A 23,487-nucleotide genomic window follows, 5' to 3' on the forward strand; every position below is an offset into this window, starting at 1 on the left:
AGCAGCTAAGTCCAATAACAAGCCCGAGTGGAGATGATTATGCCCCCGACCTTCAAGCGCCTCACCCTACCCGCCGTCCTCGCGGCCGTCGTCAGCCCGGCGTTCGCCCAGCCGCTCCTCGAGGAGGTCATTGTCACGGCCACAAAACGGGAGGAAGGCCTGCAGGATGTACCTATCGCCATCAGCGTGATGAGCGGAGAGGCGATGACCGAGCTCGGTATCGCCAATCTGACAGACCTGACCGTTTTCATGCCCAACATACATGTCAACGAAGCAGGTACCGGCACACAGCTGTTCATCCGGGGCGTCGGCTCCGGCGTCAACTACGGCTTCGAGCAGTCCGTCGGCACCTTCATTGACGGCGTCTACTACGGCCGTGGTCGCTCGGCCCGGGGACAGTTCCTGGACGTCGCCCGGGTGGAGGTACTGAAAGGGCCCCAGTCGACGCTCTTCGGCAAGAACACCATCGCCGGGGCGATCAATATCACCACCAACCGGCCCGGCGATGAGCTGGAATCCTATGTGGACGTCGGCTATCGCACCGAATTCGACGGCTACATGATCGAAGGCATGGTGAACGTGCCGGTCTCGGATACGGTCAAGGCCCGGTTCTCCGGCCGCTACTACGAGGACGACGGCTACGTCGAAAACCTCGCCGCGGGTGGCGAGGACGGTCCCCGCCGTGAAGATATGACACTCCGGGCCGTGATCGACTGGACACCGACGGAAGATCTCACCCTCAGCTTCAAGGCCGAGCACAACAAGAACGATGTCTACGGTCGCCAGCAGGTGATCTCCAGGGCCTCACCGGCGGCAACAGGTCTCTACCGGGCCTTCGGCGATCCCGGCTTTACGGCCGGCCTGGACTGGCAGCAGTACGACCAGAACATCTCCCCGGACGTTATCGAACATTCCGGGCGCCCCTATCGCTCCGGCGTCTTTGACGAGACCGAGACAGACCTTCTTCAGCTGACCGCAGACTGGCGCCTCGGCGAACACACGCTGCGTTCGATCACCGCGTGGCTGGACTACGAGTTCACCAACGAGCTCGACGTGGATTACAGCCCCCTGCGCTTCCTCGGCCGGGGCCGGACCGAAGCCTACGAGCAGTTCACCCAGGAGTTCATACTGTCCTCTCCGACCGGTGGCTTCCTCGAGTACCTTGCCGGTGTGTTCTATCAGTCGGAGGAGCTCGACAACAACCGGCACACCTTCGCCATCTTCAGTGCTCTACCGCCTGTGGAAGGTGCCATTCTGGGTAATATCGCCGGCGCACTCGGTGTACCCTCGCTACCGCCCACCACGCTTGACGGCGACGCCACGTCTGAGTTCAGCCAGGAGGCGGAGACCCTGTCCGTGTTTACGGAGCTGACCTTCAACCTGAGCGACAGCCTGCGCCTGACCGCCGGGCTGCGCTACTCCCAGGATGAAAAGTCCATGGACAAGAGCGGGGACATCATCAACCTCTCCGGGGTCCTGCCGGACCCGGTTTTCAAGCAGGTCTGGTCACCGGCGGTCCTTGCCCTTGCGGACGTGCACGCCTTCAGCCGTACCCGCTCGGAAAGCCATGTCATCGGCAACATCAACCTCCAGTATGACGTTAATGCGGACACCATGGCCTACGTCAACATCGCAAACGGCTACAAGGCCGGCGGCTTTGATGAAGACAACGCCCTCGGGCGCGAGGATGTGGCGGAGTTCGAGGACGAGTCCGTCACCAGCATCGAGATCGGTGCGAAGATGACCCTCGGCGGAGGTGCGGGCCGCTTCAATGTTGCCTACTTCAACAACGTCTACGAGGATATTCAGGTATCGACCTTCGACGGCAACTGCTGCTTTGTCGTCGGCAATGCCGCCGAGGCGGAAGTGCAGGGCATTGAAGCGGATCTCACCTACGCCCTGACCGAAGGACTCACCGTAAACCTTGCTGCCGCCTGGCTCGATGCGGTGTACTCGGAATTTGCCGATGCGGCCTGCAACGAAGCCCAGATCATCGACTGGATTGGCGCCGGCAACGCCCGTGCCACCTGCGTGCAGGATCTGGGCGGCGAAAACCTGCAGTTCGCCCCGGAATACACCTTCAACATCGGCTTTCGCTACGACCGCCCCATCGGCGCGGGGCTGCGCCTGGCCATCGGCGCCGACTACCTCTGGTCTGACGATGTGGTTGTCGGCAACGATCTGGACCCCGAGCTCATCCAGGACGCTGTCGGCAAGGTGAACGCCAACATTTCCCTCGGCGCCAGTGACGACCGCTGGGAACTGTCTCTCATCGGCAGGAACCTGACCGACGAGAAAACCTTCCCCTGGGGCAACGATGTGCCGCTGGCGGGCCTCGGTTTCTCTGGCAGCTACTTCAAATTCATTGATCCGCCGGCCCACGCGGAGCTGCGGCTTCGGGTCAACTTCTAGCCCGACGGCGCGATGGGGGGGGTCTGAGCGGCCACAGCCCAGGCAGGAAAAACAAGGAGACGACTATGTATCCAGCGTTCCAGTTTGAGGGAGCGGTGCTGTGGATCACCGGAGCATCTTCCGGTATCGGTGCCGAGGCAGCGCGACAGTTCGCCCGCAGGGGCGCAAGGCTAGTGCTGTCCGCCCGCTCCCGGGAGGGCCTGCAGGCGGTTTGTGATCAGCTCCCCGGGGGCAGCGAACGTCACCTGGTGCTGCCCCTGGATATCGGTAACTACGAGGACTTCTCGACGCCGGTCGATGCGGTCATCGGCCGCTTCGGCCGCCTCGACCTGCTCTTCAACAATGCCGGGATTACCCAGCGCAGCTTGTGCATCGATACACCCATGGCGGTGTACCGGCAGCTGATGGACGTGAATGTGCTCGGGCAGATTGCCCTGACCAAGGCAGTGCTGCCCGTCATGCAGGCGCAGGGCCACGGGCATATTGCCGCTACGGCGAGTGTCGCCGGCAAGGTGGGAGCCCCCCTCCGGACCGGTTACTGCGCAACCAAGCATGCGTTGATGGGATTCTTCGATGCGCTGCGGACAGAGCTGGACCGCTTTTCCATCCGCGTCACTACCGTGGTACCCGGCTTTATCCGCACCGATATTGCTCAACGAGTCGCCACAGCCGATGGCGAGGCTTTCAAGGGTGACAACAGCCAGATAGAGAACGGCATGCCGGTGGAAGACTGTGTCCGGGTGATCGTGGAGGGCTTTGAGCATGGCCTGCCGGAGATTCCTGTGGGCACCGGGCCCGAGATGGCGTACGTGGCGCTACGCCATAGCGATCCCGAGGCGCTGTTCAAAGCAGCCGCGGCAATGTAGTGCTGCATGTCGATGACCCGAATCATGGGGCACCTGTCACCAACCGGCAGCGGTCGCACTGCCCGCGAGGTTGCATTCCGGCCTTCAGGGGAGCGGGAAGAAGCGCGGAAGCGCTGCGCATTTGAAGAGGCAGCCTGAGAACTCCTTGGCAATTTGAAAAGCAACCATGATTAAACATGGACAACATGTAGACAAAAGCAGTCACGCCGTGTCGCGGGACGCTGCCTGAGGTACTCAGGGTGCCACGGTAGCGGAGAGCAACGGCATGGACCAAAGGACTCGATGGGATCCTTATTCGCTTTGGATGGCGGCAGGAGAAGTAGAGAAAGACCGGATGGTGGCGCGGGCGCTGCAACACGCCCTGGCCAAGGGCTACCTGGAGCTGCCAACGGTAGTTGAGTGGCTCGAGGGCGAGCAGTACCGGCTCATCGGCACCACGGTCTACTTCGACCTGATGGAGCGACTGGGCGCAGAGGGCGTCGTCGACAAAGCCTCGCCGGACTCAAAAATTTCCCTCGGGGTGGCCCACTGGCTGGAGCAAACACCGAAAAGCGCACTGCCCGCGGTGCAGAAGCTTCTTCACATCGAGAGCGGCCAGCCGGAGCACCGGGACAATGCCGCGCTGTCGGAAGTTATCAGAACCCTGTTCCCCGCGGCCTGACTCGCTTTAAGCTACGGCTGAGCGTTGCGGGTGAACGCTGCTGCGGAGTGTCCGCGGCACCCGCAGCTCTGCCGAGGATGCCCTGAGCCCATGGCCCTGAAGTCAACTGTTGTCCGCCTGAAACTCCAGCTGGCGGACCTCGACCGCCAGCTTTACCAGGACTTTCCCCTGACCCTGGCCAGGCACCCCTCGGAGACCGCCGCCCGCATGATGCTCCGCGTGCTGGCTTTTGCCTTCCACGCGGACGAACAGCTGGCCTTTGGCCGGGGCATCAGCACTGACGAGGACCCGGACCTGTGGCTGAAGAAGCTCGATGGCATCATCGACAGCTGGATCGAATTGGGTACGCCCGAACCGGACCGGCTGAAGCGCGCCTGCGGCCGCGCCGGGCGGGTTGTGCTCTATGCCTACGGTGACCGCGCCGTGCCGGTCTGGTGGAACAAGCACGAAGCTGTTCTCAGTCGCCTCGGGCGACTCACCGTGCTGCAGGTGGCGGACGCGGCCCTGCAGGCGCTCGCCGGCGCCTTTCAGCCCGGCATGACGCTGCAGTGCACGATCAGCGAGGGCGAGGCGCTGCTGTCCTGGGAGGGCGGCTCGGTGACGGTCGCACCCGGGCTGCTCAAAGACCCGGAGAAGTAGCCGCTACCCTGCGCTCAAAAACGCCGGGGGCCGCAGGGTCCGGAAGGACAAAAGCAGCGACACCCGAAACCCCCGGCTACTGCGCCGACGCGTTACTCGAAGCTGTACTTGAACGTCAGGCCATAGGTTCTGGGCTGGTTGGGGTAGGCACTGAAGCTGCCCGCCTGCGCCACCGACGGGAACGCGGAGAGCAAGTATTCGTCCTCGTTCAGGTTCCGGCCCCAAAGGTTAAGCTCCATCCCGTTGGCGAAGGTCAAGCCGGCGCTGGCGTTGAACATGTTGACTTCGCGGGATGCGAGCGACGATGGGATCTGGTCGACAACCTGCACTTCGTCCTCGTAGACATGCTCAAGCCGCACATAGGCCCTGGCACTGCCCAGAGCGAAGCTGTAGGTTGCATTGGTGTTCGCGGCGAACTCCGGGATGCCCGCGGGCTGCTCTCCCGACAGGTCCGCAGGGGCACCGCCGAGCCCGACTCCCCCGGGGAAATCATCGTAAATCGGATCCAGCCAGGTGGCCGCAAAAGCTATGCTCAGCCCGTCGAGAGGCGCCCAGTTCAGGTCGACCTCAAGACCGTCCGTCGACTGCTTGCCGGCGTTGGTCAAGTTGAAGCCCGTGCCGGTAAAGGCGTTGGTCTGGAACCCCTCAATCTCCTGATTAAAGAGCGCGACGTTCACGGCAAAGCTGGACCACTCGCCTTTCAAGCCAAGCTCATAAACCGTCGCTTCTTCAGGGCCCGCAAAGCGGGTGCCCGCGGTGAGGTTCGGAACAAGCAGGCCCGCGGCGCCGAGGGCGGGGATATCCTGAGCAAAAGGCCTTGAATCGCGCGACAGGTTCCAGGATGACGCCTTGAAACCCGTGCTGACGCCGCCATAGACGCTCATGTACTCGCTCACCTCATAGCTCAGGCGGGCCGTGTAGGTCATCTCATCGTCGTTCGTCTCGCCATTCTCGACCGCATTGGGGTAATTGAGGAATGGCGGCAGGAATTGCAACGGGGTAAGGGCGGCCAGGGCCGGGCTGATCTGGGCCAGCGGCAGCGCGGAGAACACATCAGTGGACTCCAGCCTGGCCGATGCCTCCTTGTCGGATTGCGTGTAGTTAAGGCCAAGGGTAAGGGTCAGCGCATCGCTGAGATCGTAGTCCGCCTGCGCAAAAAGCGACAGCGTCTCGTCATCGAGCCCGTAGACCTCGGACGGAAAGCCCTGGTTAGTGGCCTGGAACGTCCCGGCAGGGAAACCCAGCAGGCCTTCCAGCTGCCCGAGGACGCCGGGGGCCCCCAGCGCCGCCGTCAGAAACTCCGAGTAAGCGCGGAACTGGTCACCGTAACCGAAGCGCCCGTCAATCTCGACCTCCTCGGCGAAGTAAAAAGCCCCCACCATCCACTGCAGCGGCCCTTCTGACAGCGAGGTCAGACGAAGCTCCTGGGTAAAGGTTTCAATCTGGGTGTCACTCAGGTTGCCGCCCTCCGGCGTCACCAGGCGCGCACTGGTGTAATCGATGTCGCCAAACTGGAACTGATCCAGGGTCCGATAGCTGGTGATCGACGTCAGGAGGACGTTTTCAAACAGGTAATCAAGCTGCAGTGACGTACCCCGGGTGTCGATTTCATTGCCCGGCGCGAAGTCCAGATAGTTTTCGTAAGCGAAGGGATCGTTACTTACCAGATCACCACCCAGCGCCCGAACGATGGCGCCCGTAGGGCCGTCGACAAGGTTGGCGACACCGCAGCAGATCTCGTCGATGCTTTCAGCGTCGACGATCCAGCGCATTTCAAGGCGATCCCCGGGGGCCCACAGGAGCTGCCCGCGAAAGTTCCACCGATCGAGCTCATTGCTCTCGTTGCCAAGGCCGATGTTCTCGAAGTAACCGTCGCGCTCGTTCCTGCTGCCGAAGAGGCTGAAGGCGAGGTTGTCACTGATCGGGCCGGTGACATCGCCGCGCACGATTGTCTGGTTGTAGTTACCGACCGTTGCACCGATAGACCCGCTGAAAGCCGTAAGATCAGGCTTGGCGGTGACCACATTGATGACGCCAGCAGAAGCATTCTTGCCGAAGAGCGTGCTCTGCGGGCCCCGGAGTACTTCCACGCGCTCCAGCTTAGGCAAATCGGCAAGCGCGCTGCCCACACGGGAACGGTAGACACCATCGATGAAGACACCCACCGATGGCTCGATGCCCGCGTTGTTAGCGCCGTTACCAAAGCCGCGGATAATGAAATTGGTCTGCGCACTGCCCTGGAGCTGTGTCACCCGGAGGCTCGGCACGAGAGTCTGGAGGTCCTTGATATCCAGCACCTGTGCCTGCTCGATAGTCTCGGCCCCCACTACCGACACAGCAACGGGGATTTCCTGCAGGGTCTGTTCCCGCTTGGCGGCGGTGACTACAACCTCCTCGAGCCGGGTGGCCTGCTGAGCCAGGGCACCTTGCACTGGCAGGGATGCAAGAAGGGCGAGGCCGAGGGGCCAGTGACGGAAAGGGGGTTTTTGCTGTGGAGACATAATGGGTATCCTTATTGTAATTAGTGATTCCACTATCCGACTCCCGTTATACGTGAGTCAGCGTGAATCTTCAGCACTGCAGCTTCCGGGAAAGCTCGACTGAACCGGTATTTTGTCTCAAGGTGCGCGTAACGCATAGCCCGCCCGCTTCCAACCGGTACCCCCGCACGCCGGCCAGGGCTCAGAAGGTGGAACGAACCGTCACCGAGAGCTGCAGTTTATCGACGTCGCGTCCGCCCGTGCGCAGGGGCGCAGCGAGATCAATATGGATCATACCGCTGGTCGGCAGACGCGTGGGCATCAGGCGCAGCCCGATCCCGGCGTTTGCGAGCCAGCCGTTCTCGTTGTCGTTCGGGTCGTCGGGAAACCAGGCACGGCCCGCGTCGAGGAAAAACGCCGCCCCCCAGCGAAACAATCGCAAGGGCTCGCCCGAGGCATACCAGCGCTCCTCGGCGCGCAGCCGAAGGCGTCGATCCCCCTGCTGAAAGCGCTGCGGGTAGCCGCGAAGGCCGAGGTCGCCGCCGAGCTGCAGCTGGATGTCGTCCGTCAGGCCTTCGGTCCAGGTGGCGTCCAGGGCGGCGTAGAAGCGCCAGCTGTCTGTCTGCAGGTAGTGGAGCTCCGTGCCGATCGTGGCGAACAGATTTTCCGCTTCGCCGTCCGAGGTGGTCACGGCGCCATTCACCGACAGCGCACCGGAGAGAATGAGCGATTCCCGTGGCCGGATGGCGTCGCGCCAGCTGCCTTCGAAGATGACGCGGCCGTCATCGGCGCCCAGTCCGTCCGGCGAGAAGCCGATGCGGCCGGCCAGGCGGCGCCCCAGGTGCACGTCCTGCGGGCGGCCGATGAGCGCCAGGTTGGCGATGGGTACAAAGTCGTCCTCGATGGTCTCGAAGCCGACGAAGGGATAGGCAGCGCTACGGTCTTCAGGCAGCTCCGGCGGCTGCAGCGGCCCGGGGGCCCGGTCGAAGGCGTAGTCCCACCAGGCAACGCCCGCGTTCCAGCGCCGCACGTGGCCGTTCTCCCGGCCCGTGGACTCGGCGAACTGCAGCTCGCCGCTGTGGAACTGCTGCTGGAACTCCACGACCCGGTCGCCGGCGTCGAAGAGCGGCTGGATCCGTTCATCCACCGTCAGCCGCAGCCCGACGCTCGAGCGCTCGTCGAGGGAACGGAAGGGGTGGCGCAGGTGCATGTCCAGGCGGTGGCCGTCGTCGTTGTCGGCGGCACTCAGGTTCAGCCGCCAGGGCGTCCCGGCCACTGCCGGGTCGAAGAAATAGGCGCCGTAGCCGCTGCGGTCGACGTCTTCCGTAAAGAACACGCCGAGCGTCTCGCCGCGGCCCAGGAGGTTTTCGTCCTCGACCCCGAGCGACCAGCTCGACTCCCCACCGCTGCGGTCGAAGGAGACGGTGGGCAGGATGGTCCACACATCCCGCGTCACGACCGCCAGGTCGACCGCCTCACCGCAGCGGCGCACGGGCACGACCCGCGCGTCGTAGAGCCAGTCCACGGAACGCAGTACCCGCTCGGCCTCGACCAGCTCCAGGGGAACGAAGTCCTCGCCCTCCAGCAGGAAGGGCAGCTGCTCGCGGATCGTCTGGTCTCGGGTGAGCACGTGCAGCCCGTTGGCCGCGCGGAACAGTGCGTTGTCCTGCTTCGGGTCGGACAGGTCAAAGACCTGCTCGCGCTGCGTGATGAGCCGGCCGACGACCCCGCCCTCGGCCAGCTCACCGCCGATACCGGCGGGGATGGCCTCAAGCTGCCCCGCCGCGGCCTCCTCAGCCCAGGGCAGCACCTCACAGGCCTCTTCTGACCAAGCCGGCATCGCGAGCAGGCAACACAGCAGGGCAGGAAGGCGGCACGGGAAACCGAGGGGAAGGGAGCGCTCAGGCATTGTTCACCGCGACAGCATCGCTCTCCCGCAGCCACGCGGAGACCCGGGCCAGCCCGGCGTCGAGATCGTCTGTGGCACAGGCGTAGCCGACGCGAAGGTAGCCCTCCATGCCCATGGCAGACCCCGGTGTGAACAGCACGCCGGTCTCGCTAAGCAGTCGCTCGCAGAGCTCCCGGCTCGACAGGCCCGTGTCGATGGCCACGAGCGCCGTGGTGCCGGCCCGCGGGGTAATCATGCTGGCCCGCGGCTCGGCATCTACCCAGGCCTCAAGCCGCGCCAGGTTGCGGCGGACGATTTCCCGGGAGCGGGCAAGGATGCGGTCCGCATGCCGGAGCGCGAGCGTGGCGAAGTAGTCATCGACCATGCTGACACTGATGGTGTTGTAATCGCGGTGGACCTCCACCGCTTTCAGCACGTCGTCCGGCCCGACGATCCAGCCAAGGCGAAGCCCGGCCAGGGAAAAGGCCTTGGAGGTGGAGCCGGTACTGATCCCGCGCTCGTAGAGGTCCGCGATCGAGGGCGCACTATCGCCCTGCTCGGCGCCGCGATAGACCTCGTCGCAGAGCAGCCAGGCACCGCGCTCCCGGGCAAGGGCCACCAGGCGCTCGAGGCCGTCACTCTCGATCAGGGCGCCGGTCGGGTTGTTGGGATTGGTGAGGGCGATGAGGCGCGTAGCGGGCCGCAGCGCACGCTCCACCGCCGCGAGATCCGGCAGCCAGCCCTGCTCCGGGCGCAGCGGCAGCTCGGTGACCTCGGCGCCCAGGGCCCGCGGGATGGCGGTGTGCTGCTGGTAGGTCGGCGTGATCGACAGCACGTGGTCGCCGGCACCCACCAGCGCGCTGTAGAGCAGGTGATTGGCGCCGATGGTACCGTGGGTGATCAGCACGTTGTCCGCACTCTGCCGGGCATAGAGCGCCGCCACGGCGCTGCGCAGCGCCTCGCTGCCGGTGATCGCCCCGTAGGTGAGCTTCATCCCGCCGAGGTCGTCAGCCACCGCGGCCCAGCCGCTGCCGGCGATCGCCAGCAGCTCATCGACGGTCAGGCTGTCGACACAGGTCTCGGCGAGGTTGAGCTCGCAGTGGTTTTCCCAGCGGTTCATCCACTGTTCGACGCCGAAGGGCTCGATGTGCATGGCTTATCACTCCGGGATGCGCGGCCGGTCCTCGCGCGGTTCGCGCCGAACGGACGCAGTTAGCATGCCACCGACCCCGGAGGCTGACAATTGCCCCCCGCGCCCGCCAGCGACTACCTGGTGGCCGCTCCGCTTTCCTCGCGCTCCTCGGCCTGCATCCGGGCGAGCGCTGACTCGAGGCGGGCAGCCAGCTGCTCCCTATCCGCAGCGAGCTGCTTTGCCCGGTCTTTCACCGCATCACCGCCCTGCTCCTCGAGCGAGGTAAGCTCCGCGTCGAGCTCCTCGATGGCGAGACGGAGCTTTTCCGCCGAGGCCGCCTCTTCCGCCTTGTCGAAGGCAATGTCCTCGGCCTGGGGCCCCTCTGCCGACGGCTTCGATTGCTGCGCCTGGTCGGGCGGCAGCACCCGCGCCCCGGGCTCAAGCGCCCGCGTATTCATGAAAGTCGGTGAGACGATCTCGATACCCGCCTCGTGGAGCCCGTCCAGCATGCACTCCTGGAGCTTGGAGCGGGCCGAGAGCAGGCTCTGCACATCCTCGAGCAGGCCCGCCGCGCGGTAGGTCACGGAAAAATCCCCGAGCTCGCGCACGTGCACGAAGCAGTCCTTCAGCCCGGAAGCCTCCGCCGCGCTGCGCAGCACCTCGCGCGCCCGGCTGTGCGGCACATCGAAGCCGAGTGACACCTCCGCCGTGATGATCGAACCGGAGGCGCGCACGACCTTCACAGGCTGCGTCACCATGTAGATGTTCGGCACCGTGACCAGGTCGCGGAACTCGGTCTGGATCTCCGTATGCAGGAGGCCCATCTCGGAGATGCGCCCGGTGAGGGACGCGACGGTGATGAAGTCGCCGGGCCGGGCGCTGCCGACGGCCTTGAGCATGATGCCCGCGAGGATATTGCCGATGAAGGTCGCCGAGGACAGCGCGATGGCCGCGCTCAGGAGGATACCGATAAGGCTGAGCAGCTGCCCCTGCACCGTATCGCTCACCGGTAACGCAACCACCAGGGCGAGCAGCCCCGCGAGGGTCAGGGCCAGCATGATGAGCTGGAACTGGAACTGTGCCTCCGGCCGCTCCGCCCAGCGCCGCCGCAGCGTAACGTGGGCACCGAGCAGGGTGGCGAGCACCAGCGCGAGCGTCAACAGCAGCGGCAGAAACGACCGCAGCAGCTCCAGCATCCCGCTCACCGTCGGTACTCGCCGTACGCCGGGCTAGACATTTGAAGTCAGCAGGTTGTACACGGAAAGACCACTCCAGTAAATTGGCGGTCAGTAAGCGAGCCCAGCATGGAACCTGTGCCAGCTGTACTGATGCAGCCGCGGCAAAACGTGCAGTCGTCGCTGCTCAGATGATTCATGGCAGTGCAAAGGCCCGCTCGAGCAATGCCGTTTGGATGAAACGCTCTGCCTTCCCGTTCGTTCTCGGTGCGCATTGTCGTTTGAGAGAGCCGCAGACTACGGCCGACCTTCGTACACTGTGCAGCGAGCCTTTGGCGATGCCGGTGTGATTTAGTGAAATTCACCGTCCAAATATATTCATGGGCTTTACAAGATCGAGGTAATTATTCGTGAACGAGAACATCATAACAGGGTTTTTCACTCTTGCGGGCACTATTGCCGGGGGCCTGTTCGCATACTTGGCTGCACGTGTGGGTCATCGGTGGGACAAAGCGCAGCGCGATATTGCTAGGCTTTGCGACGAGGTAGCTGCATACTATGAGTTGGAACAGCTCTATAAGGAAGAAGTGGCAATATCAAGTCAGGATGCCAAAAGTGCCGCCACGATCATGAGGGAGATGCGAAGTAGGGTCGCGGAGTCTGGCGAGTTCAAACGCCCGTCTATGACATCATATGCGGCCCACAAGTTACGACGTGAATGGGTTTAGCGCGGGAACGTAAAACTAATCGACAATGAGGGGTGAATTAAAGCACTCTGCGTTGTTTTCAGTGCGCTTACCTGGGGTGCCAGCGCCGATTTGGCCTCTGGTCATCAGCCAACTTCAAATACCGGAGTGACCTGCCAAAGGCCAAACCCCTTGACTGCGTAGCGCAACCACTATGAACTGCGTGGCGAGGACTCGGGCAAAAAAGCCTTGGGGGAAACAGAACCGTCCTAGATATCGGCGCCTGACTTCCCCCTAGTTTCTAAACGGCGCAACAGCACAAACCGTAAGAATTAGTAAATATCAACAACCTTGCCCGATTTATCTACGGCTCTCGCTTTTCCTGTCGGGCTTTTTTTTGCTGCCTGCTTCAATGCGTTAGATATGGCATGACTACTCGTTGAACCTACGCTCAAGCCTGACGGCACCCATTGTCCCTGCTTGTTTCTAATCTCAATTTTAATCATGCTGTAGAAATCCTAAAGGTTGTTTGACGATTTTCTATGCTGCCCTACGACCAAAGCATTCGACTCGCTATCGTATCGACACTCTCACACACGGGAGCACTCGTCAACAAACAGCCTTGACCAACGAAGCATGAGCCTGAAGCGGGCAGCGGATTAGGCTGTAGAGATGAGCCCAAGGGGCTGCAATTCGGGGTCATAGGAGTATGATCGTGAGACTCCATACTCTAGAGGCATTTCTGTGTGTGAGCCGCTCCATTCATACTAGGCTTCCACAACGAACCTGTCCCTAATCTGGATAGTGATCTGCGTTCTCGCAGCATGCCCCTCCTTCGGCTCTCGCTTGCACTTCGCCTTGATGTTACGCAGGGCTGTAATGACCCAGTGAATTTCTGCTCAGGTGTTATCTTGTAAAAGGAGACACCGATGAGCATGGAAAGGGACGAAGAGATCAAGCGTTGGACCGCACGCAGGAAGTCAGCGATGGTAATGGAGATCATCCAAGGCACGACGACCGTGGCTGAAGCCAGTCGCCAGTACGATCTGCAGCCCTCTAAGATCCGGGACAAGGGCGAAATTAGGCCTTAAGTGTGGAACTCGGGCGGCCACAGTGTGGCGACTCAGATTAGTTGAGCCATGCTGTGTGCAGGGATTTCAATTGCTGCAGTGCGGAATTGATTCAAGGACTCGGATTGCCGCCTTGCGATGACGAAATAAAGAGATTACGACCATTTTATGTCAATCATCATCGGTCCGACGTTGAACCCGCTGATTCGAGGAGTGATATCTGTTGTATAGGTCCGCCAACTACGGCCCTGCCAATATTGAAAGGTAACCCTATACTTGTTTCCGCCAAGGCGATTAACCGACATATTTCGAACCCCGTCGAAATCACGAGGCGTAACGATTGGTACCTTGGGATGCCTGCTTGATTTCGCGTAAGCTAGCACGCCCATGGCTAGCGCGGCTTTTGAGGCTGGGCTCCCAGTTTGTGTTTCGCGCTTAGCTGAATCCTCAGCCCCACGGACGGAACTCACAAGACTATAGATTCCCGCAAAGAAGAGGAAAGCCACGCATCCGATTAAAATTTCGAGCGAGTCTGCTTCACCCGCCCAACCAACAATTGACTCACCCAAAATCCCGAAATATATACTATCGGTAAAAGCGCCGATCGTAATTACACATAAGAGCAAGGCTATAGCCGAACTCCAGAACCTCCCAAGCTTTCGACTCAAATACTCCTGATTTTCGTCTTCAATAACTAGAACGAGAAGAATGGTAAAAAAATAAACCAGGTTCCTACGAATGCTGACAAATAAATCGCTCTCAAAAACCCAACAAAAAACATATTCGAACCCAACGGCCGCTGAGCCGAATACAATGATGAAAAAGATATTGGATAGGAGAGACATGTGTGCTCTCCGCAACGAAGCCTGCCGTCAGGCTACAAAAGAATGCCATGAGCTGCAATCCAGCACTTAAGGAACGTCTGATTTGAAGGCAAAAACGGACATTGGTGCTTTCGCCAGGCGAGCGGGCAGTCGACAAATCGACTAACGCAGCCACTCGATGGCTGTTTTCAGCGCCGTTTCCAGCGCTTTTTCAGGTTTCACGCGCACCTATCCTGCGGTTGCCAGTAATTGCTGACGCACCATCCAAAGATTCGACAAGGCGAATAGCGTATACAGCCGCGCCGTGTTCTTCGCCAAGCCGCGATACCGCACCTTCGTGTAGCCGAACTGCCGCTTCACAACACGGAACGGATGCTCGCCTTTTGCACGAAGGCTAGCGAGCTCACGGTTCAGTTCGCGCTCCTCTTCCGTGCGCGGCCGGTGCTTATTAGTGCGCTATCACCGGCCCCGTGAAGAGGGGATGTCCGTTGTCATCGAAGTCGAGGACGTGGATGCCCTCCCACGGCGGCGCATCGATGTGCGTTGCCACCAGCGCTTTCTGCTGGCTCCACTTCACCACGTCGAAGCAGAGCTCGGCGATCTGTTCGGGCGAGTAATGCCGCTCCAGGTCTTCCTTCAGCGCCGGCCCGGCATCGGCCGGCGTCAGGATCAGCGTGTCGACGAGGTGCAGAGCGGCGACCTGGGCATCGCTGAAGCCGCCCTGCTCATAGCGGGCCACGCGCTCTGCCATCGTCTCCTCGAAGCCGTTTTCCAGCGCACTGCGCTGGCGAAGGGAGCCGCAGAGTCGGCAGTGATGAACCTGGGCGCAGCGCAGACGCACGAGTTCACTCGTCAGTGGGTCGACGGCGTCGGCGAGCACTGCCTGGGCGGCGAAGTCCGCGATAACGCCTGCAACGATCTCAGCGACCGCCGCATCGCTGTCACTGCCTGCGTCCGCCGCAGGCTGCCCGGCACTGGCCGGCGCGGCGTCGCCGGTGCCCGCAAGGACGACCGGTGCCACCTGCTGCAGTCGCAGCGCCATGTCGACCAGGTACAGGCTGTTGACCAGTACGTTGACCGCCTCGGCACCGATGGCGTCGCCGAGGGCGGCCATCTGTGCTTCGCTGATACCGTTCACGTCGACGGCGAACTGTTCCGCCAGCGCCAGCCCCTGGCGGTCGGCCCCGGTGCAGTCCGCCGGCGGATGCCAGCTGCGGCGCTGCTGGGTGGACTGCAGCTGCTCGCGGCAAAGCGTGAGAAGACGGGGGTCAGCCAGCGGCAGCACGGTGTCGGCCGCGCGCCGGTAGGCGCTGCTGGTCGCCGGTTGAAGCGCGGTCAGCGCGGAAGGTACCTCTACCATTGCGTTTCTCCTTATCGTAGCGCAGGGATCGAGGGGGCTTTCGGCCGACAGCTTACCAGCTCAGCTCGACCTCGATCTTCCCACCGCCAGCCGCCCGGGCAGCGCACTCCGGCAGCCGGCTCAGGCGGGGAGAAAGGTCCCGTGGAAGCCGAGCGGCAGGGCCCGCGCCATCGTCGCCGAGGCCAGGGGGCCGGCGCCAACCGCCGCTGCATCGAAGACATTGAGGCCCGTGAAGCCGGCATTGCAGTCGAGGTAGGTCTGCAGCAGCCAGCCCCGCCCCGGCTTTGCGCTGTCGTCGGGCACGAAGAGCGGCTCCTCCGCCTGCACGCCGTAGGAATAGCGGTACTCGTCCACCGCCCCGGTCGCCGGGTTCCAGGCGGCCACCGTATCGACGGGCCGTTCGCCGGCAACGCCTGCCTTGCCGGCGCCGTAAAGCAGGGCCGCTGCGGGATCGGCGCGCTCGTCAAAGCCGGGAAACTCCAGCACCGTCCCGCTGGTCTCGAGCGCCGCCCGGCCGCTGCCGAGGTCGGCGACGACCGTGCTCGCGCGAGCGTGCGTCGGGCTCACCGTCTGTCCGTGCGCGACGAGCGACGTCATGCCGCTCGCCATGAGCGCCGGGCTGTCGTACCAGCACAGCTGCAGGCGCAGCTCCCTGCCCTTGAGGGCAGCATGGCCGAAGTGGAAAACGAAGCCCGCCGGCAGCTCGAACACCTGCCGGCGGGTGAGGTCGTCCTTGTCGAGCACCAGCAGCCGGGAACCCGTCTCCGGCTCCCAGCGGAAGCGGTCGACGAAAGTCCGGCCCGCTGCCGGGTCGTAACGGTACGGCGGCACGAGAAACAGCAGGTGGCGATCGGTCTGCGCAAAGTCGTGCAGGTAGCCGGGAAAGGGCAGCGGCAGCGGTGTGACCGCCTCCATCCCCGCGCCGGGGCGAAAGCGGTAGATGACGAGGGTGCCGCCGGCGCCGGCATAGGGCGCAAAGCCGAAGTTCCAGTAGCTGCCGTCCCGCTCGGGCAGCGGGTGGGCGGAAAAGGGCATGTGCGCCAGGCCCTCGCCCCAGTTTTTCAGGCCCAGGGTCTCGAGGCTGTCGGGGGCGACCCGGTAGGCCGACCCACCCTCCCAGAGCGCCAGCACCTCGCCCTCGAAGGGCAGCAGCGCCGTGTTCGCCACGTTGATGGTGTCGTTGTTGCGCCCGGGCTCGGCACCCTCGAAGTGCGCACCGTGCGCCAGCCCAGGCGCCAGTCCGGCTCCGCCGCTGGGGCAGCGGCGCGCACGCCGCGCAGGGCGAGCGCAGGGGCCGCGGCCAGAAGCGTCAGGAGCTGCCGTCGTGAAAGGCTCACGGGGGCTGCTCAGCGCAGGCGTATGCTGATACGCGTGTCGCCATCGACCGTGAAGCGCGCCTCCTCAAAGGGCGGCGGGCCGTAGCGACCTCCGTTATTGCTGAAACCGTAGCCCTCCGACGGCAGGCCGAGCATGTTCCGGTCCAGCTCACCGTTGCCGTTGGCATCGTGGTAGAGCTTGACGGCATGCTCTCCCGGGGCGAGCTCATCGAAGGTGACTACCACGGTCCCGGCACCGACCTCGGCCCGCTTCGCCGCCACTGGCTTGCCCTCGCCGTCGAAGGTCTCCGACGAGTCGTACACGGCGACCATGAGCGTGCCGCGCACATCGCTGATGCCGGTGACTTCGACGGCAAGCTGGTTCGCGAACGCCGGTGCGGCGGCGAGGGCCGCGGAGGCCACAAGAAAATAACGGGGGTGCATGGCGGAGTCGCTCGGGCCGAGGGCTTCGGCTACAGCATAGTCGCTTGCGCCGTTCCTGCCACGCGGCGCCCGAACGGCAGGGCGCCGCCGTGGCATGGCGATGCGAATTCGCTACACTCGGGGCCTGCAATCCCCGGAGGCGCTCCTTGCCCTTTAAACGCGTTACGGCGGTGATTCGCTGGGCATGGCTCGCGATTCTCCCCCTGAGCAGCATCGGCGCCACGGCGGCACCGGTCATCGTCGAGGTTCAGGGTGCCGACGGCGAACCCATGCCCTTCGCGGTTCTCACCCTGCCCGGAAACGACAGCGGCGGCGCCGCGGCCGGCCCGGCCGTGGTCGACCAGCGCGACAAGCGCTTCGACCCCTTCGTGACGATCGTCCGCCCCGGCTCGCTCGTTCGCTTCCCGAACAGCGACGACACCCGCCACCATGTCTATTCCTTCTCGGAGGCGAAAACCTTCGAGCTCAAGCTCTACGAGGCCAACGATGCACCGCCGGTGCGCTTCGACCGCCCCGGGCTCGTCACCCTCGGCTGCAACATCCACGACAACATGAAGGGCTACGTCCTGGTCACCGGCGACCCGCTGGCGACCGTGACCGACGGCAACGGCGTGGCCATCGTGGATGGCGCCCGCCTTGCCGGGGATCGGCCGGCGCTGCAGCTCTGGCACCCGCTCGCCGAGGCGCCGCGCCGGCTGGCTCTCTCCGCCGCACAGCGAGCCGGCCAGGAGCCCGTGCGCGTGCAGCTGCCTTTCGCCTGGAAGGACCCGCAGGCAGCGCGCAGCAGCGCCACCCTGGAGCGGTTGCTGCGCGGCTTCGGCGAGGGTGACGGTAAAGCTGACGGCGGTGACAATGCGGACTAGCTTCCGCGCGCGACTGCTGCTGCTTCTCCTCGCACTGCTGGCCGCCACGCTGCTTGCGACCACGCTCGCGGCCCTGCGCGCCGCGAACGACAATGCCGAGTCCCTGCTCCGCGGCGAGCTCGCCACCGTCGAGCGGGTTTTCCTGCAGCTGCTGCTCCGGGAACGGGAGCAGCTGCGCGAGCGCGGCGCCGTGCTCGTACAGGACTTCGGCTTCAAGGAAGCCATCGCCAGCGGCGACCGGCGCACCATGGCGAGCGCCCTGGCCAACCATGCAGACCGCGTCGATGCGGACCTCGCGGTACTTCTCGAGCCCGAAGGCGGGGTCATCATGAGCACGCACGAGCTGGCACCGGTGCTCGCGGCGCTGCAGGGCCGGGTCACCGGCGCCGACAGCGCGCGAAGCGTGCGTTTTGTGCTCGATGGCCAGGTCTTCGATGCGGTCCTGCTGCCGGTGGAGGCCCCGGATCTGATCGGCTGGATCGGCGTCGGCCGTCTCGTTGACAACAACCTGCTCCTTGAGCTGCGCGGGCTCACCGGGGCCGATATCGTGCTCTTCGCCGACGGCAGCAGCGCCCTGGCAACGCTGCCACCGGACCTCGCGCCCGCCGGAGCCGGGGCCGCGTCACTGGCCACAGAGCTTCGCGAGGCGCGCTGGCTGACGCGCTCCGTGCCCCTGGCGACCGATGCGGGAGGCACGGCCGAGGCGCTGCTCACGGTCTCCCTGGAGGCGGCCCTGGCCGACTTCCGGCGGCTCCGGCTCCAGCTCGTCGCCATCGGCGCCCTGGCCCTGCTGCTCGCGGGCCTCATCGCCCTGTTTGCCGCGCGCTCGGTCACGCGGCCGATCCGCAAGCTCGCGCGCTTTGCCGAGCGCATTTCCGACGGCGACTACAGCACGCGGACGGAGATTGCCACGGGCACGGAGTTCGACCTGCTGGCGCAGACCCTGAACAGCATGCAGGACACGGTGGCCGAGCGGGAAGCGCGCATCGTGCACCAGGCCCAGCACGACCTGCTCACCCAGCTGCCGAACCGCAATTACATCAGCGCCATGTTCGAGGGCGAGGACCGGCGCCGGGTGCCGGGGGGCCGCTTCGGCATGGCACTCATGGCGCTGGGCAATCTCGGCGATCTGACGGATCTCTACGGCAGCGACTTCAGCGACCGCTGCCTGCGCGAGGCGGCGGACCGGCTGCGCCGATCGCTGCGGCGGGGCGACCTGGCGGGTCGCGTGGGCGACAACCAGCTGCTCCTGTTCCTCGACGATCTCGAACCCGCCGGCCTCGAACCCGCGCTCGGCAAATTCCTCGCCGCCTTTGCCGATCCGCTGGAGGTGGCGGGCGTGCCCGTGGTGCTCGAGCCGCGCTTCGGCTGCGTGTTCTACCCCCAGCACGGCGCCAGCTTCGACGAGCTGCTGCGCCGGGCACAGATCGCTCTGTCCCGCGCGAACCGTGGTGCAGAACGCTTCACCGTCTACCAGGTCGGCCAGGATGAGGCGCACCTGCGGCAGATCCGCGTCGCCAACCGGCTGCGGGAGGCCGTCGAGGCCGGCGCCTTCGAGCTGCTCTACCAGCCCAAGTACTCCCTGCGCCAGGCGCGCATCAGCAGCTGCGAGGCCCTCGTGCGCTGGCAGGACGAGGAGCTCGGGCCCGTCTTCCCCGACGAATTCATCCCCATCGCGGAACAGACCGGCATGATCACCGCGATCAGCGAAGCGGTGCTCGCCACGGCGCTTGCCGACCTGGCGATGCTGCGCGAGCACAGCGACGGGCTGGCCGTGAGCGTGAACCTGTCTGGCATCGACATCCTGAAGCCGCCGTTCATCGACCGGGTGATCGAGCAGGTCCGGGAGAGCGGCCTGCCCGCAAGCGCCGTCGTCCTGGAGATCACGGAGACAGCGATGGTCGAGGACCTGGAGCTTGCCCGGGGTCACCTGCTGCGTCTCGATGCCGCCGGCCTTGCCCTGTCCATCGACGACTTCGGTACGGGCTTTTCCTCCCTCGGCCAGCTCCGGGCGCTACCGGCCCGGGAGCTCAAAATCGACCGCAGCCTGGTACAGCCCCTCGGCGACCGCAGCGAGGACCGGCAGATCGTTGCCTCGACCATCGACATGGCCCACCATCTCGGCCTGTCCGTCGTCGCCGAGGGGGTGGAGAACATGGAGATCGTGAACCACCTGCACGCCATGGGCTGCGACGTCCTCCAGGGCTATTTTCTCGCCCGCCCCATGCCGGCGGAGGCGCTCGCCGCCTGGCTGGACGAACCGCCGGCGCAGGTGGCCGCGCTGGAACACCTCGCCCGTGGCTGATTGCCGGCCGCTCTGCCTCGCGCTGCTGCTGGCCGCCGGGCCCGCCTTCGCGCAGGGCAAACTGCTGGCCACCGGCGGCGCCTGGCAGCTCGAGGGGCAGGCCGGCGGCGGGCTCGTGCCCTGGGCCGTTATCGCGGGCTACGCTGAGGCGGGGGAATGAGGCGGCGCCGCGGGCGCCACGCGGGTCAGTGTCGATGACTTCGACCTCACCGTGGCCGGCGCCACGGTGGGTGTCGGCAACCGGCTGGAGTTCGGCTATGCCCGCCAGTCCCTGCGCGTCGCCCCGCTGGACCTCAGCATCGACCAGGATGTGCTCTCGGCAAAGTGGCGCTTCGCGGGGGACCTGCTCTACCCGGGGCTGCCCGCCCTCAGCGCCGGCGTGCAGCTCAAGCACAACCGGGACTTCACCATCCCCGAGGCCCTGGGCGCCGCCGACGACACGGGTGTCGATGCCTGGGTCGCCGCCAGCCGGCTGTGGCTGAATGCCGTGGCCGGGCGCAACCTGTTCACCAACATCACGCTGCGCGCCTCGGAGGCCAACCAGGCGGGGCTGCTCGGCTTCGGCAGGCGCGGCAGCGGGGGCAGCGACCACGAGCTCCTGCTGGAAGCCTCCGCGGGCCTCTTTCTCGACCGGCACTGGGTGATCGGCGCCGAGTACCGGCAGAAGCCGGATAAGCTCGCCGCGGTGCGCGAAGACGACTGGGGCGACCTGTTCGTCGGCTGGTTCCCGGGCAAGCGCGTGTCCGTGGTCGCTGCCTGGGCCGACCTCGGTGACATAGCCGGCCTGCCGGACCAGCGCGGCTGGTACCTGTCCCTGCAGGTGAGCCGGTGAGCGCGCGCGGCCTGCCGCTCCTGCTCGCCGCCGTACTGCTCGCCGCCTGCGCCGGCAGCGGGGCGGAGCGGGAAGGCACCCTGTACGGGCGCCTCGGCGGCGCTGCCGGCATCGAGGCGATCGTCGATCGCTTCCTCTACCACCTCGCGGACAACGAGCGCTCCCTGCCGCTTTTTCGCAACACGGATATCGAGCGCTTCCGGGAGAAGTTCATCGAGCACCTCTGCGAGCTGAGCGACGGCCCCTGCGCGTACAGCGGCGACAGCATGGCCGCGACCCACCGCGGTATGGACATCACCCGGGCGCAGTTCAACAGCATCGTCGAGACGCTGCAGCAGGCCCTCGCGGACACCGATACCCCCGTCGGCGCCCGCAACGCCCTGCTGGAACGGCTGGCGGCGCTCTACCGGGAGGTGGCGGAGCAGTAGCGGCGCGGGCAGGTAGCCATGCCGCCATGGCGCGCGCCTTGCTTGTGCATCCCAGGGCGTCGATCGGATGGGCGTTTCCGGGCGTTAGAGCGCACCGGCAATAGCGCGATCGCACCAGTTGAGTGCAGCGGGAGGACGGGATCATGGAACTCACGGTCGTCGACCTGGCGACGGGCAGGGACCCGGCAGCGAGGGCGCTGGACCGCGCCCTGGCGGAGACCGGTTTCGCCGCGGTGCGCAACCTGGGCATCGACGCCGGCACGCTTGAGCGCGCCTTCGACGAGGCCGCCGGCTTCTTCCACGCCGACCCGTCCTTCAAGGCCCGCTTCGCCTACCGCAGCGCCGCCGAGAATTTCGGCTACCAGGCACCGGGGGAGGAGTACCTGGACCCCGCCGGCAGCCCCGACCTGAAGGAAACCCTGACCCTGCGCAACCTCCTGCACGGCACCATCGCGCCCGAGCGCTGGCCGTCCGCGGCCTTCGGCGCGTTCATGACAGCCTTCTACCGCGACTGCCTGGCGGCGGCCTACCGCCTGCTGCGCCTGCTGGCCACGGTGCTCGACGTGCCCGAGGATTTCTTCGTGCATTGCCACCGCGGCGAGAACGTCACCCTGCGCCTCCTGCATTATCCGCCTCTGCCCGCCGATGCCGGCCAGCTCGGCGCGGGCGCGCACACGGATTACGGCATGCTGACCCTGCTGTTCCAGGACAACGCCGGCGGGCTGGAAGTGCGCGACGCCGGCGGCACCTGGCAGCCCGTCACGCCGGTCGCAGACACGGTGGTGATCAACGCCGGCGACCTGCTCGAGCGCTGGACGAACGGCCGCTATCGCTCTACCTGGCACCGGGTGCAGCCGCGCAGCGACGGCCGCGAGCGCTTTTCCATCGCCTTCTTCGTTGACCCGGACAGCGCAACGCGGGTCAAGGTCCTGCCAGGCTGTCTGGCGGCGGGGGAAGCGGCTCGCTTTGCGCCCATCACCGCCGGGGAGCACGTGCAGGAGCGGCTGCAGCGCTCCCACGAAGCGGCGGTGCGGCGCCCCCGCCCGTGACCGTGCTGCGCCAGCGGCGGCTGCTCCTGGCCGGCGCCGCCGCCTGGAGCCTGTCGACGCTGTTCAGCGCCATGAGGCCGGTGCTCATCACCCGTTACGGCGAAGAGCTCGGCACCCCCGCCGCCTGGGCCGCCCTGATCGCCGCGGTGCCGTTTCTCGGCATCGCCCTGGCCTCCCCGCTCTTCGGCGCCCTGCGTGTCCGCGCCCCGGTGCGCAGCCTCGGCATCGGCGTCGGCGGCCTTCTCGTGCTCCTCGAGCTCGCCAGCGCCGCCGCTTTTGAGCGCGTCGCCCTGGTCATCGCCCTGCAGGCGCTGGCCGGCCTGTGCTGCGGCCTGCTCATGGGGGCGACGAGCCGCGTGATCGCCGTGAGCCCCGGTGCGGAAACGGCCTTCGGCATCGTCGACATGGTCGCGGTGGCGCTCATGTCCGCCATGATCGCCGGCGCCGGCCTCGCGGTGCAGCAAGGCGGCCTCGCCGGCGCCTACCTGTTCGCCGCCGCAACGGCTGCGCTGCTCGCAGGCCTCATCGCCCAGTACCCGGAAACACCGGCACTCCGGCATCACCACGACAGCAGCCTGCCGCCGCTGGCCATGGAGCCGCGCGCCCTCGTGGTCGTGCTCATGGGCGTTGCCTTCGTGAGCTTCAGCGGCCTCGGCTTTGCGTTCATGTTCACCCTCGCCCTCGAGCACGGCCTCGGCTACGACAGCGCGGGCACCCGCATCGGGGTCCTGCTGCTGCTCTCGGCCAGCGGCTGCCTCGCCGGCGGCATGGCCTGCGCCCGCTTCGGACCCGCCCGGCCGCTGGCCCTGGCCTTCATCACCTGCGGCGCGGGCTGGTGGGTCGCCATCCACGCGGGCAGCAGCGCAGTTTTCTTCGCGGGCCTGGTTCCTGCCATCTTCGCGCTGCAGTTCTGCTTCCCGGTACTCATCGCGCTGGCCGGGCAGCTGGACGAGCACGGCCGCTGGGTGGCCATCGCGACCCCCGCCATCACCAGCGGCTTTGCCTGGGCGGCGATCCTCGCCGGCCTCGTGGCCGGCCACTGGGGCGTGCCCGCGCT

19 protein-coding genes and 3 pseudogenes are annotated in these 23,487 nt (G+C 65.3%); 12 read left to right on the forward strand and 10 right to left on the reverse strand.

The genetic code is table 11. The features are described 5' to 3' along the window. The first annotated feature begins 39 nt into the window (after positions 1–39). The 4 genes from HRUBRA_RS10310 (at position 40) to HRUBRA_RS10325 (ending at position 4,578) form a co-directional block, all read left to right on the forward strand. Positions 40–2,412 (forward strand): TonB-dependent receptor, encoded by a 2,373-nt coding sequence (locus HRUBRA_RS10310; protein ID WP_035516874.1) that lies wholly within the window; start codon positions 40–42, stop codon positions 2,410–2,412. A gap of 65 nt (positions 2,413–2,477) precedes the next feature. Continuing rightward, positions 2,478–3,278, forward strand: coding sequence for an SDR family oxidoreductase (locus HRUBRA_RS10315; RefSeq protein WP_035516875.1), 801 nt, complete (start codon positions 2,478–2,480; stop codon positions 3,276–3,278). 304 nt (positions 3,279–3,582) lie between these two features. After that, positions 3,583–3,939 (forward strand): hypothetical protein, encoded by a 357-nt coding sequence (locus tag HRUBRA_RS10320; RefSeq protein ID WP_144244451.1) that lies wholly within the window; start codon positions 3,583–3,585, stop codon positions 3,937–3,939. A 90-nt stretch (positions 3,940–4,029) separates the two neighbouring features. Next, a complete protein-coding gene (locus HRUBRA_RS10325) occupies positions 4,030–4,578 on the forward strand; it encodes a YaeQ family protein (protein ID WP_035516877.1) in 549 nt (182 codons plus the stop codon). A 92-nt stretch (positions 4,579–4,670) separates the two neighbouring features. Here the strand turns inward: HRUBRA_RS10325 and HRUBRA_RS10330 are convergent, their stop codons facing one another. The 5 genes and pseudogenes from HRUBRA_RS10330 to HRUBRA_RS15655 all read right to left on the reverse strand — a co-directional run. Further along, on the reverse strand, positions 4,671–7,079 hold the full coding sequence (locus HRUBRA_RS10330; protein ID WP_035516878.1) for a TonB-dependent receptor: 2,409 nt from the start codon (positions 7,077–7,079) through the stop codon (positions 4,671–4,673). 181 nt (positions 7,080–7,260) lie between these two features. Then, positions 7,261–8,868, reverse strand: a complete 1,608-nt coding sequence (locus tag HRUBRA_RS10335) for a BamA/TamA family outer membrane protein (protein ID WP_144244452.1) — start codon at positions 8,866–8,868, stop codon at positions 7,261–7,263. A gap of 91 nt (positions 8,869–8,959) precedes the next feature. Beyond that, positions 8,960–10,099, reverse strand: coding sequence for an aminotransferase (locus tag HRUBRA_RS10340; RefSeq protein ID WP_035516881.1), 1,140 nt, complete (start codon positions 10,097–10,099; stop codon positions 8,960–8,962). Positions 10,100–10,212: 113 nt separating this feature from the next. Then, on the reverse strand, positions 10,213–11,274 hold the full coding sequence (locus HRUBRA_RS10345) for a mechanosensitive ion channel domain-containing protein (RefSeq protein ID WP_035516883.1): 1,062 nt from the start codon (positions 11,272–11,274) through the stop codon (positions 10,213–10,215). A 90-nt stretch (positions 11,275–11,364) separates the two neighbouring features. Next, positions 11,365–11,521, reverse strand: a pseudogene (locus HRUBRA_RS15655) (IS481 family transposase); the annotation flags it as partial. Between the two features lie 142 nt (positions 11,522–11,663). On the opposite strand from HRUBRA_RS15655, the gene HRUBRA_RS15200 reads away from it, so the two are divergent. Then, positions 11,664–11,981 (forward strand): hypothetical protein, encoded by a 318-nt coding sequence (locus tag HRUBRA_RS15200; RefSeq protein WP_144244453.1) that lies wholly within the window; start codon positions 11,664–11,666, stop codon positions 11,979–11,981. Between the two features lie 893 nt (positions 11,982–12,874). Further along, on the forward strand, positions 12,875–13,030 hold the full coding sequence (locus tag HRUBRA_RS15800) for a DUF1153 domain-containing protein (protein ID WP_201771587.1): 156 nt from the start codon (positions 12,875–12,877) through the stop codon (positions 13,028–13,030). A gap of 134 nt (positions 13,031–13,164) precedes the next feature. Here the strand turns inward: HRUBRA_RS15800 and HRUBRA_RS15205 are convergent, their stop codons facing one another. From HRUBRA_RS15205 to HRUBRA_RS10365, 5 genes and pseudogenes are all read right to left on the reverse strand, one after another. Further along, entirely contained in the window at positions 13,165–13,854 is a 690-nt protein-coding gene (locus tag HRUBRA_RS15205) for a hypothetical protein (RefSeq protein ID WP_144244454.1), read from the reverse strand. 207 nt (positions 13,855–14,061) lie between these two features. Further along, positions 14,062–14,271: pseudogene (locus HRUBRA_RS14985) on the reverse strand (transposase); the annotation flags it as partial. Between the two features lie 10 nt (positions 14,272–14,281). Beyond that, on the reverse strand, positions 14,282–15,193 hold the full coding sequence (locus HRUBRA_RS10355; RefSeq protein WP_035516885.1) for a carboxymuconolactone decarboxylase family protein: 912 nt from the start codon (positions 15,191–15,193) through the stop codon (positions 14,282–14,284). Positions 15,194–15,313: 120 nt separating this feature from the next. Beyond that, positions 15,314–16,543, reverse strand: a complete 1,230-nt coding sequence (locus HRUBRA_RS10360; protein ID WP_084592591.1) for a carotenoid oxygenase family protein — start codon at positions 16,541–16,543, stop codon at positions 15,314–15,316. Continuing rightward, a complete protein-coding gene (locus HRUBRA_RS10365) occupies positions 16,540–16,953 on the reverse strand; it encodes a DUF2141 domain-containing protein (RefSeq protein WP_035516886.1) in 414 nt (137 codons plus the stop codon). The genes HRUBRA_RS10360 and HRUBRA_RS10365 overlap by 4 nt, the downstream gene beginning before the upstream one ends. A gap of 146 nt (positions 16,954–17,099) precedes the next feature. Between HRUBRA_RS10365 and HRUBRA_RS15430 the strand changes: the two genes are divergently transcribed. The 6 genes and pseudogenes from HRUBRA_RS15430 to HRUBRA_RS10395 form a co-directional block, all read left to right on the forward strand. Beyond that, positions 17,100–17,816, forward strand: a complete 717-nt coding sequence (locus tag HRUBRA_RS15430) for a methylamine utilization protein (RefSeq protein WP_161787609.1) — start codon at positions 17,100–17,102, stop codon at positions 17,814–17,816. Further along, positions 17,806–20,121, forward strand: coding sequence for a putative bifunctional diguanylate cyclase/phosphodiesterase (locus HRUBRA_RS10375; protein ID WP_035516888.1), 2,316 nt, complete (start codon positions 17,806–17,808; stop codon positions 20,119–20,121). The genes HRUBRA_RS15430 and HRUBRA_RS10375 overlap by 11 nt, the downstream gene beginning before the upstream one ends. After that, a pseudogene (locus HRUBRA_RS10380) lies at positions 20,114–20,953 on the forward strand (DUF3034 family protein). Before HRUBRA_RS10375 ends, HRUBRA_RS10380 begins: the two are co-directional and overlap by 8 nt. Beyond that, on the forward strand, positions 20,950–21,381 hold the full coding sequence (locus HRUBRA_RS10385; protein WP_035516890.1) for a group I truncated hemoglobin: 432 nt from the start codon (positions 20,950–20,952) through the stop codon (positions 21,379–21,381). Before HRUBRA_RS10380 ends, HRUBRA_RS10385 begins: the two are co-directional and overlap by 4 nt. A gap of 143 nt (positions 21,382–21,524) precedes the next feature. After that, positions 21,525–22,430, forward strand: a complete 906-nt coding sequence (locus tag HRUBRA_RS10390) for an isopenicillin N synthase family dioxygenase (protein ID WP_035516891.1) — start codon at positions 21,525–21,527, stop codon at positions 22,428–22,430. After that, a partial coding sequence (locus HRUBRA_RS10395; RefSeq protein WP_035516892.1) for an MFS transporter occupies positions 22,427–23,487 on the forward strand: 1,061 nt, incomplete at its 3' end. The genes HRUBRA_RS10390 and HRUBRA_RS10395, both read left to right, overlap by 4 nt.

Source organism: Pseudohaliea rubra DSM 19751, assembly GCF_000764025.1.
GTDB classification, from domain to species: domain Bacteria; phylum Pseudomonadota; class Gammaproteobacteria; order Pseudomonadales; family Halieaceae; genus Pseudohaliea; species Pseudohaliea rubra.